Source organism: Kitasatospora sp. NPDC057936 (genome assembly GCF_042887525.1).
Classification (GTDB): Bacteria; Actinomycetota; Actinomycetes; order Streptomycetales; family Streptomycetaceae; genus Kitasatospora.
The window spans coordinates 15,231-31,296 of sequence record NZ_JBHVPD010000114.1; the positions used below are offsets into that span (position 1 = coordinate 15,231).

The 16,066-nt window shown below is 74.6% G+C and carries 17 protein-coding genes and 1 riboswitch; of the genes, 9 read left to right on the top strand and 8 right to left on the bottom strand.

What is annotated here, in order from left to right; genetic code table 11:
* Position 1: 1 nt before the first annotated feature.
* Positions 2–481, bottom strand: coding sequence for a bacterioferritin (gene bfr / locus ACFVU9_RS39215; protein ID WP_380446013.1), 480 nt, complete (start codon positions 479–481; stop codon positions 2–4).
* 220 nt (positions 482–701) lie between these two features.
* Here bfr and ACFVU9_RS39220 point away from each other — a divergent pair, with 220 nt between their 5' ends.
* Positions 702–1,331, top strand: coding sequence for a sulfite oxidase-like oxidoreductase (locus ACFVU9_RS39220; protein WP_380446014.1), 630 nt, complete (start codon positions 702–704; stop codon positions 1,329–1,331).
* Between the two features lie 27 nt (positions 1,332–1,358).
* On the opposite strand, the gene pknB is transcribed toward ACFVU9_RS39220, so the two are convergent.
* The 4 genes from pknB to thiO all read right to left on the bottom strand — a co-directional run bounded on the left by pknB (position 1,359) and on the right by thiO (position 5,453).
* Positions 1,359–3,179 carry a Stk1 family PASTA domain-containing Ser/Thr kinase gene (gene pknB, locus ACFVU9_RS39225; protein WP_387601886.1) on the bottom strand — a complete coding sequence of 607 codons (1,821 nt, stop codon included), beginning with the start codon at positions 3,177–3,179 and terminating at the stop codon, positions 1,359–1,361.
* Positions 3,180–3,259: 80 nt separating this feature from the next.
* A complete protein-coding gene (locus ACFVU9_RS39230) occupies positions 3,260–4,057 on the bottom strand; it encodes a thiazole synthase (RefSeq protein WP_380498867.1) in 798 nt (265 codons plus the stop codon).
* Positions 4,058–4,062: 5 nt separating this feature from the next.
* A complete protein-coding gene (thiS, locus tag ACFVU9_RS39235) occupies positions 4,063–4,272 on the bottom strand; it encodes a sulfur carrier protein ThiS (RefSeq protein ID WP_380446017.1) in 210 nt (69 codons plus the stop codon).
* Positions 4,269–5,453, bottom strand: coding sequence for a glycine oxidase ThiO (gene thiO / locus ACFVU9_RS39240; protein WP_380502870.1), 1,185 nt, complete (start codon positions 5,451–5,453; stop codon positions 4,269–4,271). The genes thiS and thiO overlap by 4 nt, the downstream gene beginning before the upstream one ends.
* A riboswitch (TPP riboswitch) is annotated at positions 5,448–5,560 on the bottom strand. Its footprint overlaps the gene before it by 6 nt.
* Before the next feature lie 128 nt (positions 5,561–5,688).
* On the opposite strand from thiO, the gene ACFVU9_RS39245 reads away from it, so the two are divergent.
* Genes ACFVU9_RS39245 through thiE form a run of 3 tightly spaced genes read left to right on the top strand, consistent with a single transcriptional unit; the run spans position 5,689 to position 7,943 of the window.
* Positions 5,689–6,885, top strand: coding sequence for an NAD(P)/FAD-dependent oxidoreductase (locus tag ACFVU9_RS39245; protein ID WP_387601891.1), 1,197 nt, complete (start codon positions 5,689–5,691; stop codon positions 6,883–6,885).
* 42 nt (positions 6,886–6,927) lie between these two features.
* Complete coding sequence (locus tag ACFVU9_RS39250) at positions 6,928–7,293, top strand: Rv2175c family DNA-binding protein (protein WP_380446020.1); 366 nt, start codon at positions 6,928–6,930, stop codon at positions 7,291–7,293.
* The gene (gene thiE / locus ACFVU9_RS39255) at positions 7,293–7,943 is read left to right on the top strand and encodes a thiamine phosphate synthase (RefSeq protein WP_387601894.1); all 651 of its coding nucleotides are present in this window, start codon (positions 7,293–7,295) and stop codon (positions 7,941–7,943) included. The genes ACFVU9_RS39250 and thiE overlap by 1 nt, the downstream gene beginning before the upstream one ends.
* Before the next feature lie 31 nt (positions 7,944–7,974).
* Here the strand turns inward: thiE and ACFVU9_RS39260 are convergent, their stop codons facing one another.
* Entirely contained in the window at positions 7,975–9,081 is a 1,107-nt protein-coding gene (locus ACFVU9_RS39260) for a polyprenyl synthetase family protein (protein ID WP_380446022.1), read from the bottom strand.
* A gap of 175 nt (positions 9,082–9,256) precedes the next feature.
* Between ACFVU9_RS39260 and metF the strand changes: the two genes are divergently transcribed.
* Together metF and ACFVU9_RS39270 are read left to right on the top strand one after the other, a co-directional pair.
* Positions 9,257–10,171: a methylenetetrahydrofolate reductase [NAD(P)H] gene (metF, locus tag ACFVU9_RS39265; protein WP_380446023.1), complete on the top strand. Its 915-nt coding sequence runs from the start codon at positions 9,257–9,259 to the stop codon at positions 10,169–10,171.
* Positions 10,172–10,332: 161 nt separating this feature from the next.
* Positions 10,333–11,205, top strand: coding sequence for a hypothetical protein (locus ACFVU9_RS39270; RefSeq protein WP_387601898.1), 873 nt, complete (start codon positions 10,333–10,335; stop codon positions 11,203–11,205).
* Positions 11,206–11,221: 16 nt separating this feature from the next.
* Here the strand turns inward: ACFVU9_RS39270 and ACFVU9_RS39275 are convergent, their stop codons facing one another.
* Both ACFVU9_RS39275 and ACFVU9_RS39280 read right to left on the bottom strand, forming a co-directional pair.
* Complete coding sequence (locus ACFVU9_RS39275; RefSeq protein WP_387601901.1) at positions 11,222–12,715, bottom strand: phytoene desaturase family protein; 1,494 nt, start codon at positions 12,713–12,715, stop codon at positions 11,222–11,224.
* A gap of 26 nt (positions 12,716–12,741) precedes the next feature.
* The gene (locus ACFVU9_RS39280; RefSeq protein WP_380446026.1) at positions 12,742–13,362 is read right to left on the bottom strand and encodes a DUF4126 domain-containing protein; all 621 of its coding nucleotides are present in this window, start codon (positions 13,360–13,362) and stop codon (positions 12,742–12,744) included.
* A gap of 443 nt (positions 13,363–13,805) precedes the next feature.
* On the opposite strand from ACFVU9_RS39280, the gene ACFVU9_RS39285 reads away from it, so the two are divergent.
* The 3 genes from ACFVU9_RS39285 (at position 13,806) to ACFVU9_RS39295 (ending at position 15,997) form a co-directional block, all read left to right on the top strand.
* Positions 13,806–14,354: an SAV_6107 family HEPN domain-containing protein gene (locus tag ACFVU9_RS39285; protein WP_380446027.1), complete on the top strand. Its 549-nt coding sequence runs from the start codon at positions 13,806–13,808 to the stop codon at positions 14,352–14,354.
* Positions 14,355–14,425: 71 nt separating this feature from the next.
* The gene (locus tag ACFVU9_RS39290; RefSeq protein ID WP_387601905.1) at positions 14,426–15,178 is read left to right on the top strand and encodes a methyltransferase domain-containing protein; all 753 of its coding nucleotides are present in this window, start codon (positions 14,426–14,428) and stop codon (positions 15,176–15,178) included.
* A gap of 429 nt (positions 15,179–15,607) precedes the next feature.
* Entirely contained in the window at positions 15,608–15,997 is a 390-nt protein-coding gene (locus ACFVU9_RS39295; protein WP_380446029.1) for a DUF3040 domain-containing protein, read from the top strand.
* Positions 15,998–16,066 lie beyond the last annotated feature (69 nt).

Below are 16,066 nucleotides of genomic sequence, written 5' to 3' on the forward strand. Positions count from 1 at the left end.
CTCAGGACTCCGGCTGCTCGATCAGCTGGGCGAGGTAGAGCGCCTCGCCGAGCTTCTCCAGGAGCTCCAGCTGGGTGTCGAGGTAGTCGATGTGGTGCTCCTCGTCCGCCAGGATGTCCTCGAAGATGTTCGCCGAGGTGACGTCGTTCTTGGCGCGCATGACCACGATCCCGCGCTTGAGCCGGTCGATCGCCTCGACCTCGACCTGGCGGTCGGCCTCGAACATCTCCTTGACCGTCTGCCCGATCCGGACGTGGAACAGCCGCTGGTAGTTCGGCAGGCCCTCCAGGAAGAGGATCCGGTCGGTGAGCACCTCGGCGTGCTTCATCTCGTCGATCGACTCGTGCCGGGTGAACTTGGCGAGCTTCGTCCAGCCGAAGTTCTCCTGCATCTTGGCATGCAGGAAGTACTGGTTGATCGCGGTGAGCTCGGCGGTGAGCTGCTCGTTGAGGAACTCGATGACCTCTGGATCGCCCTGCATGACGGTGCCTCCCTGCGCTGGGGCCTGCTGTGAGTGCTGCGCTGCGCATCCTGGCACCGAAATGGGAGGGACTTCCAGTAAGTTCACACTCACTAGGACATGTGTCGGAATATCCGATTTGGGGGAATGTCTGCCGGCCGTTGGCCCGTACGGGCGGGGCGCGCGGGGCACCGAAAGGGGCGCGCGCCGGGGGCCGGACGCCGTCTGTCACCATGGAGCCATGGGTCAGTCCGAACAAGAACAGCTTCCGCCGCCTGACCCGAGGCTCCCCCCGGGGCAGCGCGTCCAGCGCGGCTGGCCCGCCCTGCACTACGGTCCCGTGCCCCGCTTCAAGCCGCTGACCTGGGACCTCCAGGTGTTCGGCGCGACCGCCTCGGCGGAGAAGCACAGCTGGGACTTCGACGCCTTCACCGCCCTGCCGCGCACCACCGTCCGCGCGGACCTGCACTGCGTGACCAAGTTCTCGGTGCTCGGCAACGAGTGGACGGGCGTCCCGGCCTCCCTCGTCCTCGACCTCGTGCCCCCGGCGCCCGGCGTCACGCACGTGATGGTCTGGGCCGAGTACGGCTACAGCGCCAACCTGCGGCTGGCCGACTTCGCCGATCCGCGCACGCTCTTCGCCACCCACCGCAACGGCGAGCCGCTGACCGCGGAACACGGCTTCCCCGTCCGGCTCGTCGTCCCGCAGCTGTACGCCTGGAAGGGCCCGAAGTGGGTCCGCGCGGTCGAGTACATGCGGGCCGACCGGCGCGGCTTCTGGGAGGAGCGCGGCTACCACAACCTCGCCGACCCGTGGCGCGAGCAGCGCTACACCCACCAGGAGGAGCCGGGGGACGGCCCGCTCCGCTAGGGCCTGGGCCCTGGGCCCCCAACCCCCTCAGATGAAGGGGAAGTTGACCGTCACCGCGGTGTGCTGGGGACGCCGCTCGCCGGCCGCCGGGAACTGGCTGCTCGCCTTGCCGCTGCCGAACAGGTTGACCCCGGTGGTCTGCATCGTGAACCCGGCCGCCGTGAGCGCCTTCTCGGCCGCGTCCTTCGTCATCCCGGTGACGTCCGGCACCGGCACCATGCCCTTGCTGACCACCAGCGAGACCGGGGTGTTCTCCGCCACCTGCTGGCCGGCCACCGGCGAGCTGCTGATCACCGAGCCCTCGGGCACGGCGTCGTTGAACGTCTCGGTCACCGAGCCCTTCGCCAGCTGCACGCCGGTCAGCGCGGACGCGGCCTGGTCGGCGGGCTTGCCGGTGACGTCCGGCACGGCGATCCGGTGCGGCCCCTTGGAGACGGTGACCGTCACGGCATCGCTCTTGCGCGACCGGGTGCCCACCCCGGGGTCGGTGGAGATCACCTGGCCGGACGGCACGGTCTCGCTGTACGCGTCCACGAACTTCCCGTGCATGCCGTCCTTGTCCAGGATCCGCTGCGCCTCGGCGCGGTCCTTGCCGAGCACCCCGGGCACCGGCCCGTACAGCGACTCGGACAGCCCGTACGTCACGCCGCCGACCAGCAGCACCAGGACGGTCAGCGCGGAGGCCCAGATCACCGGCTTGCGCGGGACGCGGCGCAGCGGGTTCGGGCGGGGCGGGCGGACGGGGGTGGGCTCGTCGTAGGGGCGGGGCTCGACCAGCAGCTGGTCCATCAGGTCCGGCGGGACGTCGAGGACGCTGGTGCGCTCGGCCACGGGCGGCTCGACCGGCTGCGGGAGGGGGAGCGGCAGCTGGTGCGGGGCGGCCTGCGGCGTGCGCTGGATCACCGAGGTCGGCTCGCTGGTCGGGTAGCGCGGGCTGGGCCTGGTGGAGGTCGGCGGCTCGGCGTCCAGCTCGGCCGGGCCGAGCTCGCGCCGGACCCGCTGCAGGGTGGCCAGCAGCTCGACGGCGTCGTACGGGCGGGTGTCGGGGGTTCGGGCGCAGGCGCCGAGCACTATCGCGTCGAGCGCCGGGGGGACGGTCGGGACGCTGCGCGAGGGTGGGGGGACGTCCTCGTGCAGGTGCTTGTACATGACCTGGACGGGGTTGTCGCCGGTGTGCGGGCGCGTGCCGGTGAGCATCTCGTACAGCAGGATGCCGGCCGCGTAGACGTCCACGCGCTGGTCGGTGGGGGCGTCCGGGAGGATCTGCTCGGGCGCGAGGTAGGAGACGGTGCCCATGACGGTGCCGCCGGTGGCGGTGGTCGTCGAGGTGGGGGCGCCGTCGGCGCTGCCCAGGACCCGGACCAGGCCGAAGTCGGCGACCTTGACCAGGCCGCCGTCGGTGATCAGCACGTTCTCCGGCTTGACGTCCCGGTGGACCAGCCCGGCGCGGTGGGCGGCGCCGAGCGCGGCGAGCACCGGTTCCATGATGTCCAGCGCGGCCCGGATCGACAGCGCGCCGCGGTCGCGCAGCAGGTCGCGCAGGGTGCGGCCGGGCACGTACTCCATGGCGAGGAAGACGTTTCCGTGGTCCGCGCCCTGGTCGAAGACGTTGACCACGTTGGGGTGGGCGAGGCGGGCGACGGCCTTGGCCTCACGGATGAAGCGGGCGGTGAAGCCCTCGTCCCCGGCGAGGTCGGGGTGCATCACTTTGAGGGCGAGCACGCGGTCGAGGCGGGTGTCGGTGCCCTTGTAGACCGTGGACATGCCGCCGGTCGCGATGCGCTGCTCGACCCGGTACCGGCCGTCGAGCAGGGTACCGATCAGGGGGTCGCGCCATGCCGTGTCCACCCGAGGAGTGTAGTGCGGCGGGTCGCGGCCGGTCCCGGCGGACATCGCCTCCGGGACCGGCTTGTGACACGGGTGCCGCGTCAGAACGCCGGGCGCTCGCGGGTGTCGAGGTCGGCGCGGCCGGCCATCGCGGAGGAGGCCTCCGCGTGGAAGCGGCGCGGGATCCGGCCGGCCCGGTGGGCGAGGCGGCCGGCCTCGGTGGCGTGCCGCATGGCCTCGGCCATCAGGACCGGGTCCTGTGCGCGGGTCACCGCGGAGGCGAGCATCACGGCGGAGCAGCCGAGCTCCATCGCCAGCGCGACGTCGGAGGCGGTGCCGGCGCCCGCGTCCAGGACGACCGGGACGTTCGCGCCCTCCACGATCAGCTGGAAGTTGTGCGGGTTGCGGATGCCGAGGCCGGAGCCGATCGGCGAGCCGAGCGGCATGATCGCCGCGCAGCCGACGTCCTCCAGCTTGCGGGCCAGCACCGGGTCGTCGTTGGTGTACGGGAGCACCGTGAAGCCGTCGTCGACGAGGGTCTCGGCGGCGTCCAGCAGCTCGATCGGGTCCGGCAGGAGGGTCCGCTCGTCGGCGATGACCTCCAGCTTCACCCAGTCGGTGCCGAGTGCCTCGCGGGCCAGCCGGGCGGTCAGCACGGCCTCGCCGGCGGTGAAGCAGCCGGCCGTGTTGGGCAGCACCCGGATGCCGTTGCGGGTCAGCACGTCCAGGACGGAGCCCTGGGTGGTCGCGTCGACCCGGCGCATCGCGACGGTGGTCAGCTCGGTGCCCGAGACCCGCAGGGCCTGCTCCAGGACCTCCAGGCTGGGGGCGCCGCCGGTGCCCATGATGAGCCGGGAGGTGAAGGTCGTCCCGGCGATGGTGAAGAGGTCGTCGGCCATGGCGCTCAGCCTCCCTGCACGGCGGTGAGGATCTCGATCCGGTCGCCCGCCGAGAGCCGCGTCTCGGACCACGAACCACGCGGCACCACGGCCTCGTTGAGCGCGGCGGCGACGCCGGTGTTGGCCTTGCTGAGGGTGGTGACCACCTCGGCGAGGGTGGTCGCGGCGGGCACCTCGCGGGGCTCGCCGTTGACGGTCAGTGCGATGTCGGTCATGCGACGGCCTTCGTGGTGGAGCGGGCGGGGGAGAACCGGGAGGGTGCGAACGGCCGTGCGAGCTCGGGGACTTCGCCGGTCGCCAGGTAGTCGGCGAGCAGGTCGGCGGTGACCGGGGTGAGCAGGACGCCGTTGCGGTAGTGGCCGGTCGCGGCGACCAGGCCGGGCAGGTCGGTCGGTCCGAGCAGCGGTGCGTTGTCCGGCGAGCCGGGACGCAGCCCGGCCGAGGTCTCGACGAGCGGGAGTTCGGTGATGCCGGGGACCAACTCGTGGGCGTCGCGCAGGAGTTCGTAGACCCCGCCGGCGGTGACGGTGGTGTCGTAGCCCTGCTCCTCGGTGGTCGCGCCGATCACCAGCTCGCCGTTCTCGCGCGGCACCAGGTACAGGTGCTGCCCGCGCACGACCGCGCGGACGTTGCGGTTGAGGAAGGGGCGGTAGGCGTCGGGGATCCGCAGCCGCAGGATCTGCCCCTTGACCGGACGGACCGCCGGCAGCACGTCCTCCGGCAGGCCGGGCAGCCGGTGGCTGTGCGGGCCGGCGGCGAGGACGACCCGGTCGGCGGCGAGGGTCCCGCCGGTGCCGAGCCGGGCGCCGACCGCGCGGCCGCCCTCGACCAGCAGCTCGACGGCCTCGGTGCGGTGGAACACGACGCCCGCGCGTTCGCAGGCGCGGACCAGCGCGGTCAGCAGCCGGCGGGGGTCCACCTGGTGGTCGTCGGCCACGTGCAGGCCGCCGCGCACGCCGGGGGCCAGCATCGGTTCCAGCTTGCGGGCCTCCCGGCCGGTCAGCCAGGTCGAGTCGAGGCCGAGCCGCTCGTGGAAGGCGTGCAGTTCGCGCAGTTCCGCGCGGTCGTCGGAGTCCAGCGCGACGGCGACCGTGCCGCACCGGCGGTAGCCGGTGTCCTCGCCGCCGCTCGCCTCGGTGAGCTCGGCGGCGAACGCCGCGTACCGCTCGTTCGAGGCCATCCCGAGGCGCAGCAGCGGCTCCTCGCCGTACTGCAGCTCGGTGACCGGGGCGAGCATCCCGGCCGCGACCCCGGCCGCCCCGTGACCGGGGGAGGGGTCGACCACGACGATGTCCTCCAGGCCGCGCTGCGCCGCCCGCCAGGCGACGGCGAGGCCGATGACGCCCCCGCCGATCACCAGCACGTCGGCGCGGCTGCCCGGTGCCAAGCGTGTCAAAGCTGCTCTTCTCCCTTCGCCGGTATGACCCGGATCAGGTTCGGACGGTCGCGGGCCGTGCCAGCCCGCCTCTCAGCCCGGTACGCCGGGCTCCCGTGATGGTGTCCCCACCATAACTCCGGTGGTCCGCCCGGCCGAAGGCCCGTACGAAGGGTGGACGGGCCCGGCGCGGCCCGTCCGTGCGCGGGACGGACGGGCCGCCGGGGCACGTGGGGCCGCTGAGTACAGTGGCGCCGTGGCAGAGCTGAGCGGAACGGATCGGGTGGTCGTCGTCGGGGCCGGGCTGGCCGGCGCGCAGTGCGCGCTGGGGCTGCGGCGGGGCGGCTGGCAGGGGCGGATCGTGCTGGTCGGGGAGGAGCCGCACGCGCCGTACGACCGGCCGCCGCTCTCCAAGGACGTCCTGCTCGGCAAGAGCGACGCCACCACGCTGGACATCGACTTCCCGCACCTCGGCGTCGAACTGCTCACCGGCCGCCGTGCCACCGGACTCACCCCGGGCGTGCTGCACACCGACGCCGGCGACCTCCCGTACGGATCGCTGGTGATCGCCACCGGTGCGACCCCGCGCGCCCTGCCCGGCGCCGAGCGCGCCCACCTCCTGCACACCCTGGACGACGCGCTCGCCCTGCGCGCGCTGCTGCGGCCCGGCCTGCGCCTGGTGCTGGTCGGCGCCGGCTGGATCGGCGCGGAGGTGGCCACCGCCGCCCGGGAGGCCGGCTGCGAGGTGACCGTCGTCGAGGCGGGCCCGGCGCCCGTTCCCGGTGCGCTGCCCAGGGAGGTCAGCGCGGCGATGGCCGCCTGGTACGCCGGGGCCGGGGTGGACCTGCGCTGCGGCGTCGGCGTCGCGGCCGTCGAGCCCGGCGCGGTGCTGCTGGCCGACGGTTCGCACCTGCCCGCCGACGAGGTGGTGGTCGGCATCGGCGCCCGGCCCGCGACCGACTGGCTGGCCGGCACGGGCGTCGAGCTGGACGCGACCGGTGCGGTCGTCGTGGACGGGCGGCTGCGCACCAGCCTGCCGGGCGTCTTCGCGGCCGGCGACTGCGTCAGCTACCCGTCGGTCCGCTCCGGCGCCCGGCTGACCGTCCAGCACTGGGACCACGCGCTGCAGTCCGGCGAGGCGGCGGCCGCCGCCGTCCTCGGGGTGGACGCGCCGTACGACCCGGTGCCGTACTTCTGGTCGGAGCAGTTCGGCCGCATGGTGCAGTACGCCGGACGGCACGCCGAGGGCGACGAGCTGCTCTGGCGCGGCTCCCCGCAGGACGCGACCTGGTCGGTGCTGTGGCTGCGCGACGGTGTGTCGAGCGCGCTGCTGGCCGTGGACCGCCCGCGCGACCTCACCCAGGGCCGCCGCCTGATCGAGCGCGGCACCGCGCTGGACCCGGCCCGGGCCGCGGACCCGGCGGTGGCGCTGAAATCGGCGGTCGCGGGGTAGCGGCTGGTGCGCGGCGGGCTCCGGAGGTGGCAGTCTGGTGGCGTGAGTGAGATCGAAAGCAAGATTGAAGCCCTGGTCGCCGAGTGGATGTACCTGCCCGACATCTCGGAGCAGTGGGGGGTCCGCGTCACCGAGGTGCGCGACCTCGTCCGCAACGGCGGCCTGATCGCCGTCCGGCGGGGCCCGAACAACTCGCTGCAGGTCCCTGCGGCGTTCATCGACGGCCAGGGGCTGGTCAAGCACCTGTCCGGCACCCTGACCGTGCTGCGCGACTGCGGGTACAGCGACGTGGAGATCCTGGAGTGGCTCTTCACCGAGGACCCGTCGCTGCCCGGCAGCCCGATCCAGGCGCTGCGGGAGAACCGTGGCACCGAGGTCAAGCGCCGCGCCCAGGCGATGCTGATCTGATGGCGGCGGACACGCCGCGTCAGCGGCTGGCCGAGGCCCGGCTGTACCTGTGCACCGACGCCCGCCGCGAGCAGGGCGACCTGGCCGAGTTCCTGGACGAGGCGCTGGCCGGCGGGGTCGACATCGTCCAGCTCCGGGACAAGGGCCTGGAGGCCAAGCAGGAGCTGGAGGCCCTGGAGGTCTTCGCGGACGCCTGCCGCCGCCACGGCAAGCTGCTCTCGGTCAACGACCGCGCCGACATCGCCCACGCCGCCCGGCCGGACGTCCTGCACCTCGGGCAGGACGACCTGCCCGTCCCGGCCGCCCGGGCGATCCTCGGCGAGGACGTCCTGATCGGCCGGTCCTGTCACGCCGAGTCCGAGGTGGACGCGGCGGTCGCCGAGCCCGGCGTGGACTACTTCTGCACCGGTCCGGTCTGGCCGACCCCGACCAAGCCGGGCCGCCCGGCCCCGGGCCTCGGCCTCGTCTCGTACGCGGCGAAGCAGCCCACCGACCGCCCGTGGTTCGCCATCGGCGGCATCGACCTGGGCAACGTCGACGAGGTGCTCGCCGCGGGCGCCCGCCGGATCGTCGTCGTGCGCGCCATCACGGCCGCGGAGGACCCGCGGGCGGCCGCCGCCGAGCTCTCCCGGCGGCTGCGCCAGGCCTGATCCCGGCAGGGGCCGCCGTCGGCCGCGAGGCTCAGTACTTGCGGACGGTGGCGGCCTCGGCCAGGGCCAGCAGCACCTCGCGGGCGCGCCGGTCGGCGAGCGGCGCCGCCTCCAGGGCGGCCAGCGACTGCCGCATCAGCTCGTCGATCCGGGCCTCCACCAGCTCCGGCGCCCCGCTCCGCGCGACGAGGTCCCGCAGGCCGGCGACCTCGGCGGGCGCGAGGTCCGGCGCGCCGAGCCGCTCGTCCAGGTGCCGCGCGTCGGCGGCCGGCAGCCCGCGCATCGCGTGCGCGACCAGCAGCGTGCGCTTGCCCTCGCGCAGGTCGTCCCCGGCCGGCTTGCCGGTGACCGCCGGGTCGCCGAAGACGCCGAGCAGGTCGTCCCGCAGCTGGAACGCCTCGCCCAGCGGCAGGCCGAACGCGCCGTACGCCGCGACCAGGCCGGGCCCGGCGCCGGCCAGCAGCGCGCCGACCTGGAGTGGGCGCTCGATCGTGTACTTCGCCGACTTGTAGTGCAGCACCGTCTGCGCCCGGTCCAGCGCACCCTCGTCCGTCGAGTCCCCGGCGACCGGCTCCAGCACGTCCAGGTACTGGCCGAGCATGACCTCGGTGCGCATCAGGTCGAACGCCGGCTTGGCGGCCAGCACCGCGGCGGGGGCCAGGCCGGAGCGCAGGAACAGCTCGTCGCACCAGATCAGCAGCAGGTCGCCGAGCAGCACCGCGGCCGAGGCACCGTACTGCTCGCGGTCGCCGCGCCAGCCGCGCTCGCGGTGCATCGCCTCGAAGCGGCGGTGGATCGACGGCAGACCGCGGCGGGTGTCGCTGCGGTCCATCAGGTCGTCGTGGACCAGCGCGCTCGCCTGGAGCAGCTCCAGGGCCGCCGCCGCGTTCGCGATCCCCTCGCCCTCGGCCGAGCCGCCGGCGCCGCGCCAGCCCCAGTAGCAGAACGCCGGGCGCAGCCGCTTGCCGCCGTCGAGCAGGAAGTCGCGCAGCGCGTCGGCGGCGGGCGCTAGCTGGGGCGAGATCCCGCCGAGCAGAGCGGACTGGCCGTCCATGAACGCGGCGAGGGCGGCGTTGACGCGCTCGCGGACGTCCTCCACGTCAATGGGGTTGGCCGGCCGGTTGCTGGACGAGGTCACGATGAGGCTCCGGTGGTTCGCTTGGGGTGCAGCAAGCGTAGCGGGGCGGCCGGGAACACCCGTGCGAGCAGGGCGCGGGCGCGGCCGGGACGGCAAGCGGAATGCCGTCCATTCTTTGTCTCAATCCGTGGAACCGAGTTGTCGCGGCCCTTCGGGCGGCGGATAACCTGCCAGCATGGCACTCGGTATCGCTTCCACCCGATCGGACCGCGCGTTGACGGTCCGCGAGCTGCTGGCGGCAGGCAAGCGGTCCTTCTCCTTCGAGTTCATGCCCCCGCGCACCGAGGTCGGCGAGCAGAAGCTCTGGGACGCTATCCGGCGGCTGGAGCCGCTCGACCCGAACTTCGTCTGCATGACGTACGGCGCCGGCGGCTCCTCGCGCGAGCGCACCGTCAACATGGTCGGCCGGATCGCCACCGAGACCACGCTGACGCCGGTCGCCCACCTGACCGCGGTCGACCACTCGGTCGCCGAGCTGCGCAACATCATCGGCCAGTACGCCGACCAGGGCGTGCGCAACGTCCTCGCGGTGCGCGGCGACCCGCCCGGCGACCCGACGGGCGAGTGGGTCAGCCACCCGGAGGGCGTCACCTACGCCTACGAGCTGGTCGAGCTGATCAAGGGCATCGGCGACTTCTGCGTCGGCGTGGCGGCCTCGCCGAACATGCACCCGCGCTCGACGAACTGGGACGACGACATCCGGCACTTCGTGGCGAAGATCCGCGCGGGCGCCGACTACGCGATCACCCAGATGTTCTTCGAGGTCGACGACTACCTCCGGCTGCGCGACCGGGTGACGGCGGCGGGCTGCGAGGCGCCGATCATCCCGGAGATCATGCCGGTCACCAACGCCAAGCAGCTGGAGCGCTTCCCGCAGCTGAGCGGCTCGGCGTTCCCCGCCGACCTGGAGGCCCGCCTGCGGAGCGCGATCGACGACCCGGCCGCGCTGCGGGCGATCGGCATGGAGCACGCCACCGCGATGGCCGAGCGGCTCCTCGCCGAGGGCGCGCCCGGCCTGCACTTCATCACGCTCAACCACTCGACCGCGACGCTGGAGATCTACCAGAACCTCGGACTGCACCGGCGCTGAGCGTTCACGGGCCCGTCACCGCACCGATGGTGGCGGGCTCGGTCGTGTGCAGTCAGGCCCCACGGACGGCGGGAACGCGATGCGGTGCCCCGGCCGTTGAACCGGTACAGTCGCCGCACACGCGCGGCGCGCGCGGGCACGCGACTGGAGGTATCGGGCGGATGGGCATCGGATACCTGCTGCTGTACGCCGCGTTGGCGGTGGTCGCGCTCTGGCTGGTCGCCGAGCTGCTCCTGCAGAACCGGGCCCCGGTGCACTGGCGCGCGCTCGCCCTGGCCGGCTTCCTCGGGGTGGCCGGCGGGATGGTCCTCGGGTCCGTCCCGGTGATCGGCGCGGGCGCGGCGCTCTTCGCGGTCGGCCAGACGTTCGTCACCCTCTCGGTCAAGCGCGGCTACACCGGCGGCTGGTCGCTGCGCGCCGCCGACGGCTCCCTGCCGGGACCGCTCGCCAAGGTGCCGCTGCTCGGCGCGCTCACCGGCGGCGCGGCGGTGGCCGCCGTCGCGGTGGCGGCTGAGACGCGGGTCGGCGAGGTCAGCGCCGTCGAGGAGACCCCGGAGCCGGACCCGCTCGCCCCCGTCGGCGAGGCCGTCCCGGAGGTCGAGCAGACCGCCGCCTTCGAGATGCAGGAGCTCGCCGCCGACGGCGTCTACACGCCCGGCTACTACGAGCAGCACCAGCAGCAGGACCCGTACGCGGAGGCCTACCAGGCCGGGTACGACGTCCCGCAGCAGCAGCCCGCCTACGACCAGCAGCAGTGGCAGCAGCAACCGCAGCAGCAGCCCGCCTTCGCGTACGACCAGGGCTACGGCACCTACCCGCAGCAGCAGGACCCGTACGGCTACCCGCAGCAGGACCCGTACGGCGGCGGCTACCCGCAGCAGGCTCCGGCCTGGGACCCGAACGCCCAGCAGCAGCAGCAACAGCAGCAGCAGTGGCAGCCGCAGCCCGAGCAGCACACCCAGGGCATCCCGCAGCAGCCGACGTACGACCAGGGGTACGGCTACCAGCAGCAGAACACCTGGCACCAGGGCTGAGCAGGGCCCTCGCCGGTCAGGCGGGGCCGATGAGGTTGGCCGCGATGCAGGCCGACATGCCGACCCGCGCCAGCCCGCCGCCGGGGTGGGCGGCGCCACCCACCAGGTAGAAGCCGGGGGCGTCCTCCGTCGGCGCCTGGAGGAACGCGCCACGGCCGCCGGGCAGCGCCGGACGCGGGACCGAACCCTGCCACGAGCCCGTTTCGCGCTCGGTGTCGGCCGGGGTCCGGACCACCCGCCACAGCACGCGGCCGGCCAGCCCGGGGACCGCCGCCTCCGCCTGGGCGACCATCCGGTCGGCGAAGCGGTCGGCGACGCCCGGCTCCGTCCAGTCGACGCCGCCGGCCGGCACGGTGGCCGTCAGCACGGCCGACTCGTGGCCGGCGGGGTGCAGCGACGGGTCGTCCGGGCGCAGCACCTGCACGGTCGGGCGCTCCGGGAGCGGGCCGGGGCCGAAGATCCCGGCGAGCTCGGCGGCCGGGTCGGCGGCGTGGACGACCGTGCGGTGCGCGGTGCCCGCCGGGCGCTCGCCGCGCAGGGCGAGCAGCACGACGGCCCGGCCGGGGACGTCGTCGGCGTGGGCCACCGAGTCCGGCCAGTGGTCCTGGTCCGGCGCCATGCCCGTCCACTCGCGGTACTGCCGGTTCGCGTCCGCGGCGTGGACGACGAAGTCCGCCTCGACCGGCCCGGCCGTCGTGACGACCCCGGCGGCCCGGCCGTCCTTCTCCAGCACCTCCTCGAAGCGGGTGTCGAAGCGGAACTCGACCTTGCGCTGCTCGCAGCGCCGGTACACCGCGTCCGCCAGCGCGCGCATCCCGCCCTTGACGTACCAGACGCCGAACGACTGCTCCATGTACGGCAGGACGGTCGCGGCGGCCGGAGCGGTGCGCGGGTCGAAGCCGAAGCGCACCGCGTGCTCGTGCAGCAGGGCGGTGAGCCCGGGGTGGCCGTCGAGCTCGCGCGCCGCGACGTCGGCGAGCGTCCAGCGGCCGGACGGGCGCAGCCGGGCGAGGCCGCGCCGGGGCGGGACGGGGTACGGGTCGGCGTGCAGCGGCCTGGGGTCGGCCGGGAGCGGCTCCTCCAGCAGCGGGCGGCGGGTGGCCTCCCAGACCGTCCGGCCGCGGTTGACCACCGCGTTCCAGCGGGCGCCCGACCCGGCGCCGAAGGCGTCGTCCAGCGCCTGGGCGACGCCGCCGCGCGAGGCGTTGGGCAGCGTGAGGGCGGTGCCGTCCGGGAGCAGGTGCCGGCTCTCCGGGTCCACCGGGGCCAGCCCGACGAGCTGCTCCAGCGGCTCGCGGCCGGTCTTCAGCGCGAGGTCGCGGTAGACCGCCGGGAGGGTGAGCAGGCCGGGGCCGGTGTCGAAGGCGAAGCCGTCGCGCTCGTACCGGCCGACCATGCCCCCGTAGGTGCCGCTCGCCTCGCAGACCGTCACCCGGTGTCCGAGGGTCGCCAGCCGGGAGGCCGCCGCGAGCCCGCTCATTCCTGCGCCGATGACGACGATCCTTGCCATGGCACAGATCCTATGGCTACGGCAACCTACGCTTGCTGGGCGTACACCCCCTGAGCCGCCCGCGCGCGGGCGGCCTTGCGCTCGCGGCGGCGGGCGCGGAACGCGCGGATCCGGCTGATCGCCAGCCACACCAGCAGCACGCCGATCGCCAGCAGCACGGCCGAGATCGAGGCGGCCAGCCACGGGTGGAAGATCGCCAGGGTGACCAGGCCGGCGACCGACAGGTCCTCGGCCAGGCTGACCGCGATGTTGCTGGCCGGCTCGGGGGAGGTGTTGACGGCCATCCGCAGCGAGGCCTTCACCAGGTGGCTGACCAGCGCCGTCGTGCCGCCCATCGCGCCCGCCGCGACCTCGCCCAGCGAGCCCGGGTGGCTGCTCGCGATCAGCGCGGCCACGGTGGCGCCGGCGACCGGGCGGATCACGGTGTGCACGACGTCCCACACGCTGTCCACGTACGGGATCTTGTCGGCCACCGCCTCCAGCAGGAACAGCAGGGCGGCCGCGACCAGCACGTCGGTGCGCTCCAGGGCGGGCGGCACCGAGTCGGCGCCCCCGAACCGGCCCAGCAGCCCGAGCAGCAGCACCACCGCGTACGCGTTGATGCCGCTGGCCAGTCCGCTGGTGAAGATCAGCGGCAGGATCGTCATCGGGTCCCCTCCTCGGAACGGCCGTCCGCCGGCCTCGCCGTACCGTACCGGGACGCGGCCGGGCACCCCGCCGGTTCCGGCGCGAGCGCGGACCTGAGTACGGATACTCAGATCCGCGGTTGAGTACTTCTGCGGATAGCCCCCCGACCTGCGCGGACGCCACAGTGGTGGCACCCGGGCTGCGGGGCGCGTCGGGCGCCGCGCACCCCGGACGGCGGACCCGTCCGTCCGCCGGCCCTGGGGAGCCGGCGGACGGTCGGCGCAGGGGCCCGCCACCGGAGCCGGCCGGGACGCCGCGCACCGCCGACACGGGGCGGCGGAGCGCGGCGAGGGGGAGCCGGCCACCGGGGGTGACCGCACCGGCGGGAATTGTCAGTGGTGCCGTTCACGATGGAGGAGCACGGACCACCCGGTCCGCGCGCTGCCTCGGAACGGGGGAGACCATGACCATCAGCCACCCTGAGCCCGTCACCGCCCGCCTCCACTCCGCCGCCCTGCCGCACTCCCCGGGCGCCCGCCCCGGCGGCGGGGACGTCCACCCCGTGCTGCGCCGGGTCGCCGCGCCGCCGGCCGCCCTCGACCTGCTCGCCGACGCCCACCGCACCCTCGCCGGGGCCCGCGCCCTGGAGGACCCGCTGGAGCGCTACGCCGCCGCGCACCTGGCCGCGCTGCGCACGGTCGCAGCCGTGCTCGCCGTGCGCGGGCGGCCGGAGAAGAACCCGCGCCGCCGAAAAGCCATCCGCAGCGCCTGGGAGGTGCTGCCCGAGGTCGCGCCGGAACTCGCCGAGTGGGCCGTCTACTACGGCGCCGGCGCCCGCCGCCGGGCCGCCGCCGAGGCCGGCATCCGGGGCGCCGCCTCGGCCCGCGACGCCGACGACCTGGTCCGCAACACCGCCCTGTTCCTGCGTCTGGTCGAGCGCCTCCTCGGCCTGCGCCCGACCCCGCCCGCCCCGCGCCTGCCCCCGGCCGGCGACTCCCCGCACGAGGCGTGACGGCGGTCCCACCCGCCCGGTCTAAGGTGGTGACGTTCCCGATCGATCTGCACGTGCCGAGGAGTCCCGCCTTGTACCCGACGCGCCCCCGCAGCGCCCTGCGTACCGCCGTGGTCTGGGAGGTGGTGCGGGCCGCCCTGGAGAAGCGGGCCGCCGAGCTGGACCAGCCCGTGCTCGACGTCGTCGACACCGGCGGCGGCACGGGCAACTTCGCCGTGCCGGTGGCCAAGCTCGGCCACCGCGTCACCGTGGTCGACCCGAGCCCGGACGCGCTGTTCGCGCTGGAGCGCCGGGCCGCCGAGGCCGGCGTGACCGACCTGGTCCGCGCCGTCCAGGGAGACACCCAGACCCTGCCCGAGGTGATCGCCCCCGGCACGATGGACGCGGTGCTGTGCCACGGCGTCCTGGAGGTCGTGGACGACCCGGCCGAGGCGCTCGGCAGCCTGGCCGGCACCCTGCGCCGGGGCGGCCTGGTCAGCCTGCTGGCCGCCAACCGCAACGGCGCCGTGCTGGCCCGCGCGCTGGCCGGCCACTTCACCGAGGCCCGCACCGTGCTGTCGGCCACCGACGGCCGCTGGGGCGAGCAGGACCCGATGCCGCGCCGCTTCACCGGCGAGGAGCTCGCCGGCCTCGCCGAGGGCGCGGGCCTGCGGGTCGAGTCGGTGCACGGTGTCCGGGTCTTCTCCGACCTCGTCCCCGGGGTCCTGGTGGACACCGAGCCGGGCGCGATGGAGGCGCTGCTGAAGCTGGAGGAGGCCGCCGCCGCGCAGCCCGCGTTCCACGCCGTGGCCACCCAGCTGCACCTGCTGGCCACGCTCGGCTGAGCCTTCGACGGCCTCCCCGGACGGCCGTCCGGACGTCCGCCGCCGCGCGCTTCGCACACCGTGCGGCGGCGGTTCGTCTCCCCTCCACCTCCCGGCCGCCCGGCGGTGATCGTCGCAGCTCCCCAGGTCCGGGCCGATTCCACCGGATCGGGCACTAGTTCGCCGTCCGCCGCGTTGGGAGGAGTGCGGTCGGCCCCGGCCGAAGTGGCCCGGCCCACGCGCCGCGGACCACCCCGGAACGGGCCCACGGACCGTATGATCTGGGTAAAGCCGGAAAGCATGACAGCCGGACGCATGGGGCATATGGACGACACGGACCGGGTCCCCCGCACAGGCGTCCGACCGCGTGTCCCGAAGGCCGAATGGACTTGCCTCCCCGACCGGGGCGGCGGACCGGTCGCACCCGCGACCGACGAGTAGGAGGACTCCGTGCCGCTCTCGGAGCACGAGCAGCGACTGCTCGACCAGATGGAGCGAGCGCTGTATGCCGAAGATCCCAAATTCGCGTCGGCGCTTGAGGGAACCGGGCTGCGCACCTACACCCGCCGACGGGTCTACCTGGCCGTCGCCGGCTTCGTGGTGGGCGTCGCCCTGCTGATGGGCGGCATGGTCGTTCCGGACCAGATCTGGGTCAGCGTGGTCGGGTTCCTGGTGATGCTCGGGTGCGCGGTGTTCGCCGTGACGGGCTGGCGCCGGGGGCCCGCGGGCCAGGGCACCGGCCCCAAGCAGGCCGCCGCGCCGCGCCGCAAGGCGGGGATGATGGACCGCGTGGAGCAGCGCTGGCAGCGCCGCCGGGACGAGCAGACCGGCGGGTTCTGAGCCGCCTGGACGGCGTCCGGGCGCACGAGGCGGCCGACAACCGAGCCTGAAGAGCCGCCGGGGGCTGGC

What these genes read in the sequence shown, in the direction of transcription:
- bfr (WP_380446013.1), bottom strand. Translation starts at nt 481, where the DNA reads ATGCAGGGCGATCCAGAGGTCATCGAGTTCCTCAACGAGCAGCTCACC.
- ACFVU9_RS39220 (WP_380446014.1), top strand. Translation starts at nt 702, where the DNA reads ATGGGTCAGTCCGAACAAGAACAGCTTCCGCCGCCTGACCCGAGGCTC.
- ACFVU9_RS39230 (WP_380498867.1), bottom strand. Translation starts at nt 4,057, where the DNA reads ATGGCCGACGACCTCTTCACCATCGCCGGGACGACCTTCACCTCCCGG.
- thiS (WP_380446017.1), bottom strand. Translation starts at nt 4,272, where the DNA reads ATGACCGACATCGCACTGACCGTCAACGGCGAGCCCCGCGAGGTGCCC.
- thiE (WP_387601894.1), top strand. Translation starts at nt 7,293, where the DNA reads ATGGCGGCGGACACGCCGCGTCAGCGGCTGGCCGAGGCCCGGCTGTAC.
- metF (WP_380446023.1), top strand. Translation starts at nt 9,257, where the DNA reads ATGGCACTCGGTATCGCTTCCACCCGATCGGACCGCGCGTTGACGGTC.
- ACFVU9_RS39270 (WP_387601898.1), top strand. Translation starts at nt 10,333, where the DNA reads ATGGGCATCGGATACCTGCTGCTGTACGCCGCGTTGGCGGTGGTCGCG.
- ACFVU9_RS39275 (WP_387601901.1), bottom strand. Translation starts at nt 12,715, where the DNA reads ATGGCAAGGATCGTCGTCATCGGCGCAGGAATGAGCGGGCTCGCGGCG.
- ACFVU9_RS39280 (WP_380446026.1), bottom strand. Translation starts at nt 13,362, where the DNA reads ATGACGATCCTGCCGCTGATCTTCACCAGCGGACTGGCCAGCGGCATC.
- ACFVU9_RS39285 (WP_380446027.1), top strand. Translation starts at nt 13,806, where the DNA reads ATGACCATCAGCCACCCTGAGCCCGTCACCGCCCGCCTCCACTCCGCC.